We start from the raw sequence: 18,011 nt of genomic DNA, 5'->3' as shown, positions 1-18,011 counted from the left end.
AGCGGAGCATCCCCCGCCCGTTCGGACTCCCCCCTGGGGGGCCTCGCGAACCTGCTTGCACAGCGGAGCGCCGTGCCCCCTCCGCGCCACGAGGCCGATCTCGACATCCCCGATCCGTTCAGGCGTTCGTCCGGTACTCATGTGCGGGTGGCGCGGGAGATCCAGGCGGCGGTGCTGACTCTGGCCGGTTGGCTCGAGGCTGCTCTTCCTGAAGCCCGGGCGAACGTTCCTGTGGCCGAAGCCGAAGACCTCGCGCTGGAGGAGTCCCCTGCATCCTCTTGGCCTGCGTTCCTCGAGCCGGAGCCGGTGACGGTGCCGGTGCAGGTGCTTGAGCCGGTGACGGTGACGGTGACGGTGCTTGAGCCGGAGCCAGTGCAGGTGCAGGTGCAGGTGCTCGAGCCGGAGCCAGTTCGGATGCGGGTGCGGGAGCGGGTGCGTGAGCCGGAACCGGTGCGCGACCCGGAACCAACGCCTGCAGTTGAGTCTGAGGCGCAGCCGGTGCCCGTCGCATCCACCGTCGCGCTGACCCGTCGCCAGCTTCGGGCGCTGTCAGAGAGCACGACGGCGCCGGTGACACTGACCCGCCGCGAGGCACGGGCCCTCCACGAGCAGGAACTCCGGGAGGCCGAACACCGAGCGTCAGTACACCAGGATGACGGCCGCGAGACCGACGAGAAGGCCGAGCGCGTAGCCGGCCAGCACATCGGTGGGGAAGTGCATACCGAGCAGCACCCGGCTGAACCCCATCGCCAGCACAGCGAATACGCCCAGCGGCCAGAGCGCGGGTAGAAGGGCGCAGAAGACAACGGCCGCCGCGGTGGTCGAGGTGGAGTGCGAGCTCGGGAAGCTGAGTCGGCTCTTCGCCGATGAGTGGACCGCGACAGGACCGTCGGCACCCTTCCGGTAGCCGCCGGCACCGCGGAGCACGAACGAGCCGTCGGCCTCGGGGACGACCCCCGGGCGGGGCCTCCGCACGACGTACTTCAGGCCGGTCGAGGCGAACTGGGCGACGACGACGGCCAGCGCTCCCAGCAGCCACAGCCACCAGCGGGCGGGGTCCAGCAGTGCACCGAGACCACCGAGCAGTACCCAGCCCACGGAGTTCTCGCCGAAGGCACTGTAGATCCTGGCCGGTCCGACCAGCAGGCTGGCCGCGCGGGTGTGTTGCACAGTCTCGATGACATCGATCTCGCGGGCGCGGAGGGAGGGCATCCGCTCACACTAGCGGCTGGCCCCGGCTGATCGGATTGCCTATGATGAGCACGAGTGTCTTCAGCCCCATTCGGGGGTGCGGCCGAAGCGCCCGAAGGGAACTGATGTCTCTCGTTCTGCCCACCGATGTCGAAGGTGCTGCGACGAGCCGTGCCCTCGGCCGGGCCGCGATCTGGGTCAGCGGCGTTTTCCTGGTGGCCACGCTTGTGCTCGTCATCGCCTTCGGTGTGATGATCTCCCAGGAGGGCGTCCCCCTGGCGCTCGCGGGTCTCGCTGTCGCGGGTCTCGGGGTCGCCTGCGCACTGCTCGTCTCGAACCCCTGGGCGGTCTTCGGGTTGATGCTGGTGGCCGGGATCGGCCTCTTCCTCTTCACCTTCTATATATCGGCCGAGGTCGGTCCGGACTGGCGTTCAGACGCCATCGTGTTCACGATGCCGAAGATCGGGATGACGGTCGTCGGGGTGGCCGGGCGTTCGCTTCCGTCGAGCCTGGCGCGTTCGACCATGGGATTTGTGCTCGCCTCCGTGGCCGTGCAGGTGGCGACCCGGATGAACGGGCTGGTGTTCGCGTTCGATCTGCCCTCCATCTCGATCTGGGTCGGCATCGTGCTGTTGCTCGCGACGCTCTGGTACGGGCGGGCCCGCGCCACGCGAGGCGTCGGGACCATGCGGGAGGCTGCCGCGGTCGAGGAACGCCTCACCGAACGGAGCCGGGTCGCCGCGGAGGCGTCGGCGGTGCTGCACGACACCATCCTGAACGACCTGCAGGCCCTGGAGCTGTCCCCGGTCGGTCCGCTCATCGACGAGCACCGGGCCTTCCTCGCGAAGGACATCGCCTCTCTGGCCCACCCCGGCCTCCTCGTCGACGAGGTGATGAACCGGGGAGCAGGCGACAGCGAGGCGCTGAAGGCCACCGGACTGGATTCGGTCATCCGAACCGCGGCACATCGCGGCCTCCGCGTCGTCGTCAGCGGGAAGCCGCGCCTGCTGCTCGAACTCGACCCGCGCGTGAGGAGTGAACTCCTCACTGCTGCCGAACGGGTGCTCGGCAATGTCAGCCGATTCGCCGGTACGGCGGTCGCCGAACTGGCCGTCGCTTCGGGAAGCGAGAACATCATCGTCGTCGTCTCCGACGCCGGGCGCGGCTTCGCCCCGCAGGAACGAGGCGGAGCGCCGGAGACTCCCGCGTCATCCATCCGCCGCCGGATCGAGAACATCGACGGCGCCGTCCGTGTCTGGTCGACCCCCGGGCACGGCACGGCTGTGCTGATGAGCGTTCCCCGGGCGCGCTGCGGCGCCGACGGATGAGCGTGTCGGGCGGGACTGCCCAGGAGATCGATCCGCTCAGCGGGATAACTGCGCGCATCTTCGTGGTGGCCGTCGGCTGCGTCGCGGTGCTCTCCGCGGGGGTGTTGACGGCGCTGAACGCCGACGAGATCGTCTCGCCCGCGCTCATCCTGCTCGCCTTCGCGGCGCTCGTCGCCGGGTTTGCCTACCTGGTCTGGTCTGCGGATCCGTACCGCCGGACCGTCACGCGTGCACGGTACGGTGTCACCTACAGCCTCGTGCTGGTGGCGGCCATCCTCGAGTCCTCCGGCCAGCTCGGTCGCGACACCAACCTGCGGAACGACTGGGGTCCGATCGTCGTCGCACTCGCGCTGATGGTGTCGGGCTCCTACCGTCGGCCCGCGGAGATCGTGCTGCGCACGGCGATCGCTGCCGTGGTGGTCGCCGCGACGACGGCGCTGCACACCGGAACCACGGACCTCGGCGAGCTGATCGGTTCCGTGACGATGTCCGGCACCCTCGTGGTCGCCCTCGGCGGGGGAGCAGCCATCTTCGCCTCCTCCCTGACGGCGGCCCTCCGGGTGGATCGGCGCCGGGCCGACGAAGCCCGGCGGAACCGTGATGTGCGCGACCGCCGGCGGGCGATCGAGGATTTCCTCGGCACCGACATCGAGTCGCTGAGACGCGACGTGCTGCCGTTTCTCCGTGAGGTGAAGGCGCGGGACGTTCTCACCGACGATGACCGCCGGCGGGCGGCTGCGCTCGCGAAGTCCCTGCGGTCCTCCCTCGCCGTGAGCCTGGCGGAGGAGCCGCTCGAGCGACTGGTGGACGTGTTCGTCGATCCGCTGGCCGCTGCGGCCGGGCTGGGCGCGGAGCAGCGCACCGCTCTCCGCACGGTGCTCGTCCATTTCGCAGCCCAGCCGGGGCTCGAGGCGGGAGGCCTGTCGCTGGAGTTCGTCCGGGAGAGCGGGCGGGGAAGTGGCCAGGCAGGGGTTCGGATGACCGGGGAACTCACGGCCGTCTTCGGGCCTGAGGCGAGCCCGGCGACCGGGATCGCTCCGTTCGTCGGGCTCATGCAGCTGTCATTCCCGCATGTCGATGCGGACACCGCCCGGAACACGATCGTGCTTCGCTTCGTCTTCTGACCCTAGGCTTAGGCCATCTGACGAACCCGACTGTGAGGCTGGACTGTGACACGTTTCTCGATAATGACGGTGTGCTCGGGGAACATCTGTCGCTCGCCGCTCGCGGAGGGTCTGCTGCGGAAAGGCCTGAGCGGTGTCGAAGGAATCACGGTCTCGAGCGCCGGAACGATCGCTGGCGAAGGGGATCCGGTGACCGAGCAGACTCTCGAGATCGGCCGGGAGTTCGGCGTCGACCTTGGCGGACACCGCGCTCGGTACCTTCTCGAGCCGATGGTGACGGATGCCGACCTGCTCTTCGCGATGTCCCGCAGCCATCGACGTGCCATCGTCGAACTGGTGCCGCGCAAGGTCTCGACGACGTTCACGCTCCGGGAGTTCGCGCGCCTGGCCGATGCTGTGCCCGATGCCGAATTCACCCGCGCAGCGACCGGACACGAGTTCCTCGCCGACAGGTTGCGCGCGGTCGTCCGCGTGGTGGCCGGGATGCGCGGCCAGGTCGACCAGCCGGCCGACCCGACCGATGACGACGTCGTCGACCCGTACCGGCGGAGCGGAGAGACCTACCGTCTGTCGGCGTCGCAACTGGTGCCCGCGGTCGACACCGTCATCAGGGTGCTGACCCTGGGGGCATCGGCCTGAGTTGTAACGTTCCCGAAACTCAACGGAATCCTGTCGTTACTTCCGCTATGCGATCATGGGGACCAAGAGTGTGACCCGTCTGGGTTACAGATTTCGGAGGGTTTGCCTGTGGAGCTCCGTGACTATCTTCGGGTCGTCCGAAAAGGCTGGGTCATCATTGTGGCGATCACTCTCGCTGGTGTGGCGGCCGCCTCTCTGATCTCGATTGCGGAGGTGCCCAAGTACCTGGCCTCGAGCAAGGTCTTCGTCTCAGCAGAGTCCGCGGGGTCGGTGTCCGAACTCTCGCAGGGCAGCAGCTTCACCCAGAACCAGGTGAAGTCGTACACCGACGTGGTCACGACGCCCGCCGTGCTGCAACCTGTCATCGACCAGCTGGGCCTCGACATCAGCGCCGCCGACCTTGCGAAACAGGTGACGGCGAGCACCGCGGTCGGCACCGTCGTCGTGGACATCAGCGTCACCGACGAGTCAGCCCAGCATGCCGCAGAGATCGCGAACGCCATCTCGAGCACGTTCGAGACGGTCGTCGCCAAACTCGTCCCCGTGAATGCTTCGGGTGCCTCGCCCGTCAAGATCTCCGTGTTGCAGCAGGCGTTGGTACCGACTGAGCCCTCGAGTCCGAACACCAGGCTCAATCTCGTGATCGGTGCGGCGCTCGGTCTGATTGCAGGCCTCATCGTCGCAACGCTCCGCCAGCTGCTCGACACGAAGATCAGGAACGAGCAGGACGTCGAAGCGGTCACATCCGCACCGATCCTCGGCGGAATCGCCTTCGATCCGCGAACGAGCGAGCGGCCACTCGTCGTGCACGACGATCCCCGGAGCCCGCGCTCGGAATCCTTCCGGACTCTCCGCACCAACCTGCAGTTCCTCGTGGCTGCGGAGGCCCCGAAGAGCTACGTGCTGACCTCGTCCATTCCGGGTGAAGGCAAGAGCACGTCTTCGGCGAACCTGGCGATCGTGACAGCAGCGGCAGGGACAAAGGTCGTCATCATCGACGCAGACCTCAGGAAGCCGCGGCTCTCGACGTATCTCGGCATCGAGGGAGGCGCGGGCCTCACCGACGTGCTCGTCGGGCGGGCGACTCTCGCCGATGTACTTCAGAAGTGGGGCACCGATGAACTCTGGGTGCTTCCCGCCGGTCGTATCCCGCCGAACCCGAGTGAACTGCTCGGTTCGCTCGCCATGATCAAGCTGATCGCGACGCTCGAAGCCGAATACGACCTCGTGATCTTCGATGCACCGCCACTGCTCCCCGTCACCGATGCTGCTATCCTCGCCAAGCACACCGGAGGGGCGCTGCTGATCGTGGGTTCGGGTCGTGTGCACCGCGGTCAGCTCAAAGGATCGATTGCGGCGCTGCAGAACGTCGGATCGGGTATCGCAGGGATTGTCATGACGATGCTGCCGACCAAGGGGCCCGACTCCTATGGGTACGGGCGATACGGCTATGGCTACGGCTACGGCTACGGAGACGATCTGCAGACCGAGGGGAAGCAGAAGCGGAAGCGGAGCACCCGCGGCGGACAGACGACCGAGGCGCTCCCCTCCGACTCCGTCGATGCAGACCAGAAGCTGCCGGTCTGAGGGTGAACGCCTGATGTCGCCGGTCGCAAGGGACGCTACTATGAGGGAGCGTCATGCAGGTGCCTGGATCGAACGGGGGATCTATGTCTACGGGTGAATTGGGAACGGAGACTGTCAAAATGTCAACGTCCAATGACCGGGACTGGCGGGTCGTCTACGCATCCCGGTTACGGTTGACCGACTTCGTCGTCATCGCGGTGGTCGTGGCTGCGACGCAGTTCGTCTGGTTCGGGTTCAGCGCCAGCGGTCTACCCCAACGGGGCGACATCGGCTTCCTGGCCGTGAGCTACACCTCCATCTCTGTCGCCCTGGTGCTCATCTGGTGGCTGACCCTCAGTGTGTACGGTTCCCGAGAGGACCGGGTCGTCGGAACGGGTTCCCTCGAGTACAAGATCGTCGTCGATGCCAGCCTCCGGGTCTTCGGACTCTTCGCCATCCTGGCGTTCCTCTTCCAGATCGAGTTCAGTCGCGGGTACTTCTTCATCTCCCTGCCGATCGGCACCGTCACGATCCTCCTGAGTCGATGGATCTGGCGCAAGTGGCTGAACGCCCAGCGCGAGAAGGGGGAATTCAGCGCTCGGGTCCTGCTCGTCGGATCGGAGGTCTCCGTGCTGCACACGGCCCGCGAGCTCGGCCGGCATCCCCATTCCGGATACCGCGTGGTCGGCGCCTGCATCCCCAGCGGAAAGATCGCGAGCCACCTCGGTGAGACCTCCATCCCGGTCGTCGGCCGAGTCGACCACATCGGTCCGGCGATCGCCGCCTCCGGCGCGGACACCATCGTGATCACCAGTTCGGATGAGCTGCCCCCCGAGAAGATCCGCGAACTGAGCTGGTCGCTCGAGCCGGGCCGGCAGCACCTTGTGGTGGCACCCAGCCTGACCGACATCGGCGGTCCGCGAATCCACACACGTCCGGTCGCCGGACTTCCTTTGATCCACGTCGAGACGCCACGATACGAGGGCTTCAAGCGCTACCAGAAGCGCATCTTCGACGTCATCTCCTCGGCCGCCCTCATCCTGGTCCTGTCACCGGTCCTGATCGCGATCGCCATTGTCGTGCGGCTCGGTACCCCGGGTGACGTGCTCTTCCGGCAGGAGCGGGTCGGACTCGACGGCGAGACATTCGACATGCTCAAGTTCCGGTCGATGGTACCGAATGCTGAGGCTCTGCTGAACGATCTTCATGCCGTCGAGCGGAGTGAGGGCAACAACATTCTCTTCAAGATGAAGGATGACCCCCGGGTCACACCTGTGGGCAAGATCCTCCGCCGCTACAGCCTCGATGAACTGCCGCAACTGTTCAACGTGTTCAAGGGCGAGATGTCCCTCATCGGTCCGAGGCCGCCTCTGCAGCGCGAAGTCGATCTCTACGAGACGCACGTACATCGCCGTTTCCTGATGAAGCCGGGTATCACCGGCCTGTGGCAGGTCAGCGGTCGTTCGGACCTCTCCTGGGAGGACTCCGTCCGGCTCGACCTCTACTACGTCGAGAACTGGTCGATGGTCGGTGACTTCCTGATCCTCCTGAAGACTGCCCGGGCTGTGCTCGGCAGTTCAGGCGCGTACTGATCCAAGAGACGAAGAGTTTATGAGTTCGCTGAAACCCGCCGCCATCCTCGATGGCCTGAAGGCTCTACCCGACGAGGACATGGCACCTTCGGTCGTCTCGAAGGGCCAGATCCGGGTCATCGCCTTCCTTCTGGGGACGTCGGCGGCGCTGGTCGGTGTGAACAGCTCGTTCCTCTCAGCTGACATCCCGGGCCCGAGCATCATCCTGCTGGTGATCGCGCTCATTGCGGTGCTGTTGACTCCTGCCGGTGCAACGATCCTGAAACAGCGGCTGACCATTCTCGACGCCGCGTTCATCTTCTACATGCTGGTGCGCGTGCTCGTCGAGACCTACAACTCGGTGCAGCTCGACCATCCCCCGTACTCGCAGATCCTCATCGGTCAGCTCCAGATCTATCTCATCACCTGGCCTCCCCGTCTGCTCATCAAGAACAGGGAAGACCTCGGTGTCTTCCTGCGTGCGTTCGCCTGGCCGGCTGCCTTTGTGGCCATACTCGCCCTGGCGCAGCTCCTGCGGGTGCCTGGAGTGCAGGAATGGATCCTCGCCAACGTCAGAGGCGACGGTCTGGAGGCGAGGGTGGCTGAAGGTCGGCAGGACATCCGGGCCACCTCGACCATCGGCCACTGGACATACCTCGGCGGTTACCTGAGCTGCGTCACCGCGATGGTGGCCGTCGAGATCCTGTCCCAGAAGAACCGCACGAGGGCGCGGGCGATGACGGCAGGGTCGATCGTGCTCATCGGCCTTCTGCTGGTCGGCCAGGTCACCACGCTGACATTCGCGACCATCGCGCTGGCCGGTGCGATCCTTGCAGTGACCATCCTGCGGATGGGCGTCCGTCCGCTCGTCGTCCTCGTCATCCTCATCAGTGGAGCGGTGGCGTGGGCGGTCTTCGGCCAACAGGTGCAGGAGCGGATCGACTACCAGTCAGCCACTTCCACCTACAACGACCCTTCGCTCGCCTGGCTGCCGTCGACCGTCGCGTACAGGCTTCGCATCTGGGAGTCGGAGACGTTCCCCTCCATCTTCCAGCGCCCCATCACGGGCTGGGGTACACAGTTGTACGATTTCACCCTGACGTGGCCCGCCAGACCGTCCTATCTGGCCTGGCTCTCGCCCGAGTCCCAGTGGCTCAGTCTGTGGATCACGGGAGGGATCATCTCGCTGGGAGTCTTCGTGCTCGTCCTGATCGCGGCCTTGGTCACGATCCTCCGAGCGCGCCGCGTTCTCGGAAAGACGCTCGATCCCGTCATCGTGCTCTTCATCGGACTGTTGATCATCTCCTGCATCAGCTCCCAGTTCTCCGCCCCCGGCTCGCCCTATGTCTTCTGGGCCCTGATAGGCAGCCTCATCCCCTTCGCGCAGCACACGCGGGACAGGAAGAACGGCACAGAAGCCATTCGCCTCGGCGGCGCGACCACCGGCCGAGGGAGCCTGCGATGAGAAAAGGGCTCCGGATCGGAGTGCCTGTGCTCTTCCTCGCGACGCTCGGCTACTTCGGCGTTCAGACAGTGCTCTCGCCGTTCATCCCCGAGTGGTATCCCGGTCTCTTCCAGCCGGGTTTCAGCGGCTCGCCGGTGAAGAACAACTACTTGCCCGCCGTGGAGCCGGACATCACCGTGACGACGGCTGCCGGCGAGCAGGTCGACCTCAGCGTCAGCGATCTCGTCAGCGGAACGAACAACGATCTCTCGGTGTTCCGGAGCGGGTACTTCATGCAGAGCACGGCCCAGACGCCTGAATCTACAGCGTGGCTGCGGGATCGGATCGGCAGGATCCTGCCTGGCACAGCCCTCTCGACGTTCACGGTCGAATGGCTCGACGTGCGCTACGACGTCGACACGAAAGCCCGAGAAGTCCTGGATGTCTCGAAGACCGTGACCGTCGACCTGGGAGACCCATCGTGAGCACTGCAGGTCTTCTCAGCCGTTTCGCCTCGTGGGCGAACCGGGGCCCGTTCACCGTTCGCGACCTCTCCCGTTACCGGATCGTCTTCGGCGTACTGGTGATCGTCTCGCTTCCCGACTTCACGTGGGTCTCGGGCGTCCCCGCGCCCTTCTACAGCCCTCCACCAGGGCCGATGGCGCTGCTCTCCGGTCCACCCCCGCTCTGGTTGATGCTCGGAGTGCAGGCCGCCATCTACGTGCTGCTGGTTGCTCTGACGGCTGGTCTCTACACGCGGTTCGTCTCCATCGCCGTCAGCGTCCTGATGCTCCTCGGGTACGGGCTCACGTTCAGCTACGGCAAGATCGATCACACCATCCTGATGGTGGCGGTTCCGTTCGTGATGGCCTTCAGTGGATGGGGTGGTCGGTACTCGCTCGACTCGATCCGGAAGCCGGCCGGGGTTCCCGACAACCCGCAGTGGCCGTCCCGGTACCTCGCCATGATCATCGGGCTGGCATTCTTCACGGCTGCCCTGCCGAAAGTCGCGAGCGGATGGCTCTCACCGTCGACGCAATCCGCCTTCGGCCATTTCGCAAGCCGTCTCGTCTCGGGCCGGGACGCGCCGCTGACGGAGCTGGCGGGAGCGCTGCACCACCAGACGTGGCTCTGGGAGACCGTCGACTGGCTGACAGTGATCCTCGAGGCGGGAATCATCGTCTCGGCTGTCTCGTGGGCGTCGTTCCGCATCATGATGGCCGTGACGACCCTGTTCCACCTCGGGGTGATGATGTCGTTCGGTATTCTCTTCACGTCGAATGTGATCGCCTACGGCGCGTTCGTCTCGTGGGGTCTTCTCTCGTTGCCGCAGGTGCGCTGGGCGTTGAAGAAGAGCCAGGTCTGGGTCGGTGGCGTCGTAGTCATCGTTCTCGGCGTGGCGGTCTTCGTCTTCGAGCGGTTCTTCCCTGAATCGCGGGACTTCTTCCTGCCGGGCATCGTCGTGATCGCAGCTGTGATCGGCGCTGGGTACCTGGTCTTCGTGGTCGTACGGCTCGCACGTCGACTCATCGAGCGGCGCGCAGCGCCTCCGACCCCTGTCGTCTCGCGAGAGCGAGAGAGTCGACGTACGTGAGGTAGTGGGCGTCGCCCACGGTCTTCCAGTCGCGGTTCCGGAGGTCGGGGACGGCGACCAGGGGGCGGTCCTGTTCGACGAAGTCGAGCCCCGTACGGAGAGTGTCGGTCGTGAGGGCGCCGTCGTACATCACGACCCATTCCGACCCCACCTCCTCTGCCAGCGCCTCGTTCGCCGAACTCCGTGGAACGAGCACGGGACGGCCCACCGACAGGGCGACCAGGATCGAGCCGGAGTTGTGCATCTCGTCGTAGGGGAGCACGACGAGTTGGGCTTCGCCGATCTCCCGCACGAGGTCTTCGTCAGGCACGAACTCCAGCCAGTGCGAGATGCGGGGGTCACCCGAAGCAGCGTCCACCACTGCCGTCTCGAGCGCGCTGCTCGACGGCTTCCCGACGACGCGAAGGGTCTCCCCGCCTGCCGGCAGTGACCGGAACGCCTCTTCGAGGTTCGTCACGCCCTTGTAGGGGCGGATGAGGCCGAAGTACAACAACCTGCCCCTGATGGGCACCGGCACCGTGTAGTCGCTGAATCGATCCCGATAGTGTCCGTGGAGGATCGTGACGGCATTCTTGCCAGAGGGAACGGCTGTCGTCGGGTTGAGGCGGATGACCGTTGTGGTCCAGCGGTAGTTCCAGCGGACCAGCGCCCGCTCGACGCGGCTTCCCAGCTCGTGGGCTTCGAGGTTGTGGGCCGTACGCACGACAGGGATCCGTTTGAGGCGCAACCGCACCAGGAGCGCGGCGAACGCGACGCGCTTCGCCATCCGAGTGGGAAACGAGGAGCCCCTCAGCAGGTATTCGGGCCAGTGCATGTGGAAGACGTCGTAGTCGGCTTTCAACGCGGTTCGCCAGGAGAAGAATCGCGTCGTGACAGAGGCCGGAGCCCCGCCCTTCATGTGATCGGCATAGCGCGTGGGCTCGCCGGGCTTCGGTGCCGGCATCGAATGCAGGACGGTGATCCTCCGGGCGGGTGAGGACGGGACCGGCCGGTTCGACGCTGTCATCTGTCGGAACCCTTTGCCTGCAGGATCCGTCGCAGGGTCGACGTCAGATCGCCGAGGCGCTCCCGCGCGCTGCGCAGGTGCTCTCTCATCTCCGTGTCGCGATGGAGCACGCCCACCAGATCGTCGACGCTCGTGGGTGTCGACGCGTTGCGCTCGGAGAAGGCGACTCCGGTGATGCCCGCCGTCTCGAGCGTTCGTGCGGCTTTCTCCGGCACGTCGGCGGCGTAGGCGAGGGGAACGGCGCCCTCAGTGAGGCCGATGATCAGGGCGTGCACCCGGTCGCTGATGACGGCGCGGGATCGGGCGTACGCCTCCCTGACCAGCGTCTCCTGGCCGAAATGGTTGTCGGTCTCCCAGGTCAGCAGGTCGGCTCCGAGCTCTTCGGCCAATGTCTCCGAGCGCGCTGTGTCGCTCTGCACCTGGGTGACGACGGTCAGCCGGAGGCCCTCGCGTTCGGCCAGCGACTTCACGTTGGCGATCCAGGAGTCGGAAGGATGGGCGCGGTCCCCGCGGAGCGTGATCGACAGCAGCGGCCTGTCAGGGGTGTCTCTGAACGTCTCGATGGCTGCGCCTTCGGCATAGCCCCAGTCGGGTGTGACCGACCCGAAGCCCGCGACAGACTGGCTCCACTGGTCACGCCAAGTGACGAGCTTCGCCGGTCTCAGGCTGGCGAGGAGGGGAAGCTTGTACTTCCCGACCGGCTTCCGGATGCCCACACCGGTCTGCATCGCACCGCCACCCCGCGGGCGCAGCAGCAGCGCCTCCGTGAACAGCAGTGCCCGTTCGGGCGCGCTGTGCAGGTCGGCGATCGCCTCACCCGCGCTGTGCAGAACCCAGGTGCGACGACGGAGGGCGCTGGTCATCATGGCGCGGTGCCACGCCGACACCGAGGTGTAGACCGTGTCGGTCTCGGCGAGCTGGAGGCCGGACTGGTAGTCGGCGGTGAGGTCGGCGACGAGGACGTGGAGATCGACTCCCGGTCGCACCGCATCGATCAGGCCGCGCCGAAGAACGGTGTCGCCGATGTTGTCGTACTGGCCGACTCCGGAGACGAAGACGCGGTTCATCGGGAACCTCCGGATCGGAGAGCGAGACGTGCGGACCGGAGTCTGTCGTGGGCGAACAGAGCGGCGGAGATGACGAACGGATACAGTGCCGGCGCGAACCTGATGATTGCCATCTCCGCAGCCACCCGTTTGTTGCGCGCGAAGATCGGCCGAAGGTCGATCGACTTCAGCTGGGCCCGGGCGAGCCGGACACCCTCGCGCTGGAGCCCGGACGACGCATGCGAGCGCACCGGGACGAATGCCACGGCGTGGCAGTAGAACCAGGCGGTGAAGTAGTCGCCGAGCGCGGCTCTGTCGGGCAGGTCACTCGCTTCGAGCACCGCGATCATCGCGTCGCGCGCGACCCGGTGGTTCTCGAGCTTCGGCTCCTTGTGCCGGGTGATCGAACCCTCCCGCTGGAGGTAGTGGTAGAGCACATCAGGCACGGTGTGCACGATGCTGCTCCGCCCGATCATCCGGGACACGCCGACGAAGTCGGACTGAGAGGAGAGGAGGGGGAACGGGTCGACCCCGAGGAGTTCGCGCCTGATCAGTTTGGTCCAGAGGTAGCCGTGCACGCGGCCGGTCAGCATCAGTTCCAGCGCCCCGTCGCCCGAGAGCGTCTCTGCGGTGGAAATCCCGTCGACGATCCGCCCCGGCTTGGTCTCGACGGTGCGGTACTCCGCACGGCAGATGACGACATCCGCGTCTCTGGAGGCCTGCACGAGACGCGACAGGATGTCGGGCTCCCACGCGTCGTCGTGGTCCACGAACCAGACGAAGTCGCCCTCAGCCATGGCGACGGCCTTGTTACGCGTGCCGGCGACTCCGAGATTCTTCTCGTTGACGACCGCTGTCACTAAAGGCCGGCTGGCGGCCCAGTCGGTGATCTGCCGACCCGTCGAGTCGGACGATCCGTCGTCGATGAGGATGATCTGGTCGCCCTCCCGCACCGTCTCGGCGATACGGCGGAGAAAGTGGTCGAGGTAGTCGCTCGCGTTGTGCAGGGGAGCGATCACCGACACGGAGGGGTCGCGGGTCATGCCTTGGTGGCCTTTCGTCGGGAGGTCGTGGTCAGGCTCGCCGCGCGGTATTCGTCGATCACGGGTCCGAAGACACGGTCGGGCGAGGCCTCCGTGGTCACGTACTCGAATGCCCGGTCGACGGTGGCCGCAGAATCAGCAGAGAAGTCGAAGGCGCCGACGAGGCTCTTCGCGAATTCCTCGTCGGATGCCGCTGCGTCGACGGCGGTGCCCTTGCCCGATCCGAGAAGACCGACCAGACCACCCGTTGCGGCGCCCACCACCGGGCGCTTGCGGGCAAAGGCCTCGAGCACGACCAGGCCGAGACCCTCCCACTTCGACGTGATGAGGAGCCCATCGGCCTCGTCGAGTTCACGCGCGATGTCGTCCGACTCGCCAGCGAAGACCACGGGTGCACCGAGACGCACGACTTCGGCGAGAGCATCGTCCCGGAGTGGACCGGATCCGAGCCAGCGACCCTCGACCGGACGGATCTTCGCTGCGGCCGCGACGATCCTGACAAAACGCACCGGATCCTTCTGCTCGGCGACCCGGCCGATGCCGAGTACCCGCCACGGGCGATCGGGACTTCCCTCTTCGCGGTCGGCCGGTGCTGTCGTCGAGACGTTCGCCGGCGTGCCGCCCACGACGACGACACGCTCGGCCGGTGCGCCATAAACCGAGACGACCATCTCGGCCACCTGGTCGCTCACGGCAAAGATCTTCTGGGAGAGAAAGGACAGCCGGGTGGGGCCCTGGTTGGGGAGGATGTTGTGGGCGTGCTCGAACACAGGGATGCCGAGCATCCGCCCGACGATCAGGCTGCTGAGAGCATCCCGTCGCTGGTGTGCGTGGAGGACCACCGGCTTCACGCGCCGTGCGAGCAGGAACAACTGCAGTACTTCGCCCGGAAAGCCGAGCTTCCACTTCTCGACGAACGTTGCGCCGGGACCTTCGCGACCGGCGAGTGGCCCGTCGGCCGCGACCAGGTAGGACTGGATGTCGCGCTCCGCCGAATATGCGCTCAACATCAGCACCACCCGCTGCAGCCCACCACTGTTCATCGTATTGAAGACGTGGATGACCTTCACGAACGCACTCCGCTGACGACGCGGTACCGTGCCGCCCGCCTGAGTGTTTCCGACGTGAGCTCGTCGACCTCGCAGACCTCACCGACGTGCAGGGTCTTCACGAGGTTGGCGATCTGCTCCTGATGGTCGTCGACGTGCTCCCCGCGCGACTTCCTGCGCGGCACGATAACGGGATAGATCCCCATTTCGAGCAGGCCGAGGATGGTGCCCACACCGGCGTGCGTCACCACGACATCGGCTTCGCGGGAGTAGCGTTCGAACTCCTGTGCCGTGATCTGGGTTTCGGCCCCCGGAACAGTGGGACGATCGGTCTCGCCGAGTTGCCAGGTGGTGTTGTCGCCGGTGAGCCCGGTCGCCAACATGGCGTCGACCAACGAGTCGAACCGGTACGGGCGGATGGTGCCCAGGGTGACGAAGATCTTCAGGGGGGCATCCGAATCGACCGGCGAGGGCTTCTCCTCGCGATCGAACTGCGACAGGACACTCGGATGCACTTTCCACGAGGAGTTCGACCAGCTCGGGTGCTGGGTGAACGTGCGGGCGAGACGCAGGCGGGCGACGATCCTGCCCGTCATGGACGGTCCCTTCACGCGGGACACGCTCTCGACGTAGGTCGTCGGGATGCGGGCCAGCCGTGCATTCGGGAACACGCCGAGGGCGAGGGCCGCTCCAGTGCTGACGACCTCGTCGAAGTGTTCCCGGCGGAAGACGTCCCGTGCCAGTCGCAGAGTGCGGATGACGCCGAGGTAGTCGCGGGATCGCACGTAGGGCACATAGACCACACGGCGACCCTCGAGGAGGGAGACGCTCTGTTCAGTCTTGAACGTGATCCACTGGGAGTCGACGCTCGCATCGAGATTGGCTGAGAGCCTGACGAGCTGGGCGAGGTGCCCTCCTGTCGAGGCGACGAAGAGAAACTTGCGTCGTCCGTCGGAGGATTGTGACGGCTGGCTGATGGTGGTCATGAGTGTCTGTTCCCCCGGCGGTTTGTTCTCGATCGGACGTCTGCCGCGATGGCGGGCCGCAGAGAGGGCAGGCTCTGGACCAGTCGCGCGATTCTACGGCGACGGAGGTGTCGTTTCAGTGTACAGAATGCGTGTGGTTCGCATCACGGGCCTCAGGTCGTTTCTCTCCACAGGGTTCCGTCCCAGAAGACTCGCAACTGCATACCTTTCTTTAACACTTTGCTCGTTCCACCGATGAACAGTGTGCGGGCGGCGGTGCCGTTCGCAATCGTGAGGCTGCCTGACGAGGTGTCGTTCATCCAGAGAGTGACGAACTGGCCACGGACCTTCCCTGCGGGAAGCGCTGCCACGGAGTAGGCACTTGCGCCCGGTACCGCCCTGACAATGACCTGCAGGTCGGAGGACTGCAGCACGCCGGCGAAGGGCGTCTTGAGGGCCGTGGACGAGATGTACACATAGGAGGAGTTCAGATCGGCGTTCGCCGCTCCGGCTCCGGCGGTGCACGACCACTGCATCGTGGAGCTGGCCGAACAGTCGCCCGGCATCACTGAGAATGGATAGTCGAAGCGGATGTTCCGGCCTGACACCTCGTGGTTGACGCCGTTGAACGGTTTCGGACCACGGGCAGCCACCGAGGCAGAGAGCCTCACCTCGAGCCCGTCGATGAAGGTCTGCTGGCGGGCCGGTGTGTACCCGGTGCTGGTGATCGCCACGACGGGCCGAGGTGTTCCCTTGGTGTTCTTAGAATAGTCGAGCACGCTGTTGTAAACGCGCACGATCGAGTTCTTCGTGGTGATGCCGTCATAGCTCACCCCATCGGCCCCGGCGGGCACCGCGTATTCGGCGTTCCGCACCGTGACGACCGCGTTCTTGGCGTTGATGAGGCGCCCGCAGTCGACGGCCGTCAGACCGTTTATCGTGACGTTCTCCTCCGTGTCCATGATGTTCTCTTTGGGGTGTCCGTCGCTGTGGACGAAGACCTGTACGGCGCACGTCTCGGCGTTGCGTACGACGAGGTTGGAGATGACGGTGCCGTGTGTCTCGCCGCCGCCGCTCTCATTGAAGACGTTGACTCCGGTGTCCATGTTGAGAACGGTGCCGTTCGTCACCCGGTGGTTCTTCCCGCGGATGCCGAAACCGGCCTGGCCGAATGTCGACTCGGCGAGCCCACCCGTCGCCGTGCACGAGATGAACTCCGTACCTTCGGAGCAGTGGTGGGTGTCCCACGAGTTCGAGGTCGTGTTGAGCGCGGACCCGCCGATGATACGGGCCCCGTAGGTGCGGCCGTACCCGGTGAGTGCCGAGTTCGTGGCGATGCGCCCGGTGTCGTCGGTATAGGCGTGCCGAACGTGACGGAACAGCCCGCCGATCACCCTTCCGTAGCTGCTGGCATTGTCGAAGACTCCATAGCCGACCTGGCTGTTCTGGGGATTGTCCACGGCGTAGGCGATGTCCGCGTCGTAGACTGAATAGCCGAAGCAGGATGCGAAATGGATCACCGCCGAGGACGAGTTGACGACCTTGACGCGGCTGACGGTGGGGTTCTTGAGTCGGTACAAGTAGATCAACGATCCGTAGTTCGAGGTGAGTCCGGCCGCAGTCGTCTCGAATTCGGCGCCTTCGAGCGCGAACGTCTTCTCCGAGATCTTTGCAACCCGGACGTTCGTCGAGTAGTCCTCGCGCAGAAGTCCGGCGAGCGTGATCGTCTGTCCGTTCGCTGTTCTCACTACCACGAACTCGCCGAGCCGGGACTCGAGGCCGCTACTCCCCGGCCGCCCCTCGGGGATGATGTCGTCGGAGACGATCTTCAGGACATCGCCGCGCACCCAGCCCTGGGAGGAACTGATCTTGATGACCGAGACGGGAAGGTTCCCGCCGCCGACGGTGTCGGGATTCGCGGTCGAGATGGAGGTCACGGCCACAGGGTCTGAATACGCCCCCCCGACCGAGAATCCTGCTCCTGCCTGGTTCTGGACGAAGCGGGCGCCGAAGGCCGAGATCGAGATCGACTTCTCGCCCCCGACGGAAAGCGAGCTGTTCAACAGGTAGCGACCCGGTGGAACGATGAGGGTGCCGCCCTCCAACGTGGCATTGATCGCAGCCTGCAGGCCGGCAGCACTGTCTCTGGCGCCGGTCGGGTCTATCCCGCTGAAGCGAGCGGGCAGAGCCACCACGGCGGTGCCGTCGGCCTGGGCCTGGGGCGGTGCGCCGACATCCGCAGCGGCCAGGACCACTACACCGGTCTTGCCGTTCACCGAGGTGACGGTCGTCGCCGCTTCGGCCGAAGCCGGAGGCTGGATGGCTTCCCCGGCGACGAGTGCTGCGGCGACGGCCGCGCCGGCGGTAAGGAACCCACGCCTCGTTGAGGCGGCGCGTTCTGTGACGTCGGTCATCTCTGTTCCCCTGACGCTCTTCGCTCGACGA

15 protein-coding genes are annotated in these 18,011 nt (G+C 65.8%); 8 read left to right on the top strand and 7 right to left on the bottom strand.

From position 1 onward, the window contains the following. Window positions 1-639: 639 nt before the first annotated feature. Window positions 640-1,212 (bottom strand): phosphatase PAP2 family protein, encoded by a 573-nt coding sequence (locus FB464_RS20245; RefSeq protein ID WP_116413732.1) that lies wholly within the window; start codon window positions 1,210-1,212, stop codon window positions 640-642. Between the two features lie 104 nt (window positions 1,213-1,316). On the opposite strand from FB464_RS20245, the gene FB464_RS11515 reads away from it, so the two are divergent. The 8 genes from FB464_RS11515 to FB464_RS11480 all read left to right on the top strand — a co-directional run bounded on the left by FB464_RS11515 (window position 1,317) and on the right by FB464_RS11480 (window position 10,457). Beyond that, the gene (locus FB464_RS11515) at window positions 1,317-2,519 is read left to right on the top strand and encodes a sensor histidine kinase (RefSeq protein ID WP_116413733.1); all 1,203 of its coding nucleotides are present in this window, start codon (window positions 1,317-1,319) and stop codon (window positions 2,517-2,519) included. 2 nt (window positions 2,520-2,521) lie between these two features. Beyond that, window positions 2,522-3,643, top strand: a complete 1,122-nt coding sequence (locus tag FB464_RS11510; RefSeq protein WP_116413734.1) for a hypothetical protein — start codon at window positions 2,522-2,524, stop codon at window positions 3,641-3,643. A gap of 63 nt (window positions 3,644-3,706) precedes the next feature. Further along, window positions 3,707-4,282: an arsenate reductase/protein-tyrosine-phosphatase family protein gene (locus FB464_RS11505; protein WP_116413735.1), complete on the top strand. Its 576-nt coding sequence runs from the start codon at window positions 3,707-3,709 to the stop codon at window positions 4,280-4,282. A gap of 108 nt (window positions 4,283-4,390) precedes the next feature. Beyond that, window positions 4,391-5,869 (top strand): tyrosine-protein kinase domain-containing protein, encoded by a 1,479-nt coding sequence (locus tag FB464_RS11500; RefSeq protein WP_116413736.1) that lies wholly within the window; start codon window positions 4,391-4,393, stop codon window positions 5,867-5,869. A 119-nt stretch (window positions 5,870-5,988) separates the two neighbouring features. Next, a complete protein-coding gene (locus FB464_RS11495; RefSeq protein WP_246093032.1) occupies window positions 5,989-7,440 on the top strand; it encodes a sugar transferase in 1,452 nt (483 codons plus the stop codon). A 19-nt stretch (window positions 7,441-7,459) separates the two neighbouring features. Further along, window positions 7,460-8,884 (top strand): O-antigen ligase family protein, encoded by a 1,425-nt coding sequence (locus FB464_RS11490; protein ID WP_116413738.1) that lies wholly within the window; start codon window positions 7,460-7,462, stop codon window positions 8,882-8,884. After that, complete coding sequence (locus FB464_RS11485) at window positions 8,881-9,348, top strand: hypothetical protein (protein ID WP_142206678.1); 468 nt, start codon at window positions 8,881-8,883, stop codon at window positions 9,346-9,348. Before FB464_RS11490 ends, FB464_RS11485 begins: the two co-directional genes overlap by 4 nt. Further along, window positions 9,345-10,457 carry an HTTM domain-containing protein gene (locus tag FB464_RS11480; RefSeq protein ID WP_170151851.1) on the top strand — a complete coding sequence of 371 codons (1,113 nt, stop codon included), beginning with the start codon at window positions 9,345-9,347 and terminating at the stop codon, window positions 10,455-10,457. Before FB464_RS11485 ends, FB464_RS11480 begins: the two co-directional genes overlap by 4 nt. On the opposite strand, the gene FB464_RS11475 is transcribed toward FB464_RS11480, so the two are convergent. The 6 genes from FB464_RS11475 to FB464_RS11450 all read right to left on the bottom strand — a co-directional run bounded on the left by FB464_RS11475 (window position 10,390) and on the right by FB464_RS11450 (window position 17,980). Next, entirely contained in the window at window positions 10,390-11,463 is a 1,074-nt protein-coding gene (locus FB464_RS11475; RefSeq protein WP_116413741.1) for a glycosyltransferase, read from the bottom strand. The genes FB464_RS11480 and FB464_RS11475 overlap by 68 nt on opposite strands. Beyond that, the gene (locus FB464_RS11470) at window positions 11,460-12,530 is read right to left on the bottom strand and encodes a polysaccharide pyruvyl transferase family protein (protein WP_116413742.1); all 1,071 of its coding nucleotides are present in this window, start codon (window positions 12,528-12,530) and stop codon (window positions 11,460-11,462) included. Before FB464_RS11470 ends, FB464_RS11475 begins: the two co-directional genes overlap by 4 nt. Then, window positions 12,527-13,552 (bottom strand): glycosyltransferase family 2 protein, encoded by a 1,026-nt coding sequence (locus tag FB464_RS11465; protein ID WP_116413743.1) that lies wholly within the window; start codon window positions 13,550-13,552, stop codon window positions 12,527-12,529. The genes FB464_RS11470 and FB464_RS11465 overlap by 4 nt, the downstream gene beginning before the upstream one ends. Then, window positions 13,549-14,622 (bottom strand): glycosyltransferase, encoded by a 1,074-nt coding sequence (locus tag FB464_RS11460; protein ID WP_116413744.1) that lies wholly within the window; start codon window positions 14,620-14,622, stop codon window positions 13,549-13,551. The genes FB464_RS11465 and FB464_RS11460 overlap by 4 nt, the downstream gene beginning before the upstream one ends. Beyond that, window positions 14,619-15,587, bottom strand: a complete 969-nt coding sequence (locus FB464_RS11455) for a glycosyltransferase (protein ID WP_116413745.1) — start codon at window positions 15,585-15,587, stop codon at window positions 14,619-14,621. Before FB464_RS11455 ends, FB464_RS11460 begins: the two co-directional genes overlap by 4 nt. 152 nt (window positions 15,588-15,739) lie before the next feature. Then, window positions 15,740-17,980: a hypothetical protein gene (locus FB464_RS11450; protein WP_142206677.1), complete on the bottom strand. Its 2,241-nt coding sequence runs from the start codon at window positions 17,978-17,980 to the stop codon at window positions 15,740-15,742. Between the last annotated feature and the right edge of the window lie 31 nt (window positions 17,981-18,011).

Source organism: Subtercola boreus (assembly GCF_006716115.1).
In the GTDB taxonomy this organism is placed as follows: domain Bacteria; phylum Actinomycetota; class Actinomycetes; order Actinomycetales; family Microbacteriaceae; genus Subtercola; species Subtercola boreus.
Note: the sequence above shows the minus strand (reverse complement) of the source record. Positions and strands in the feature narration are given on the sequence as shown.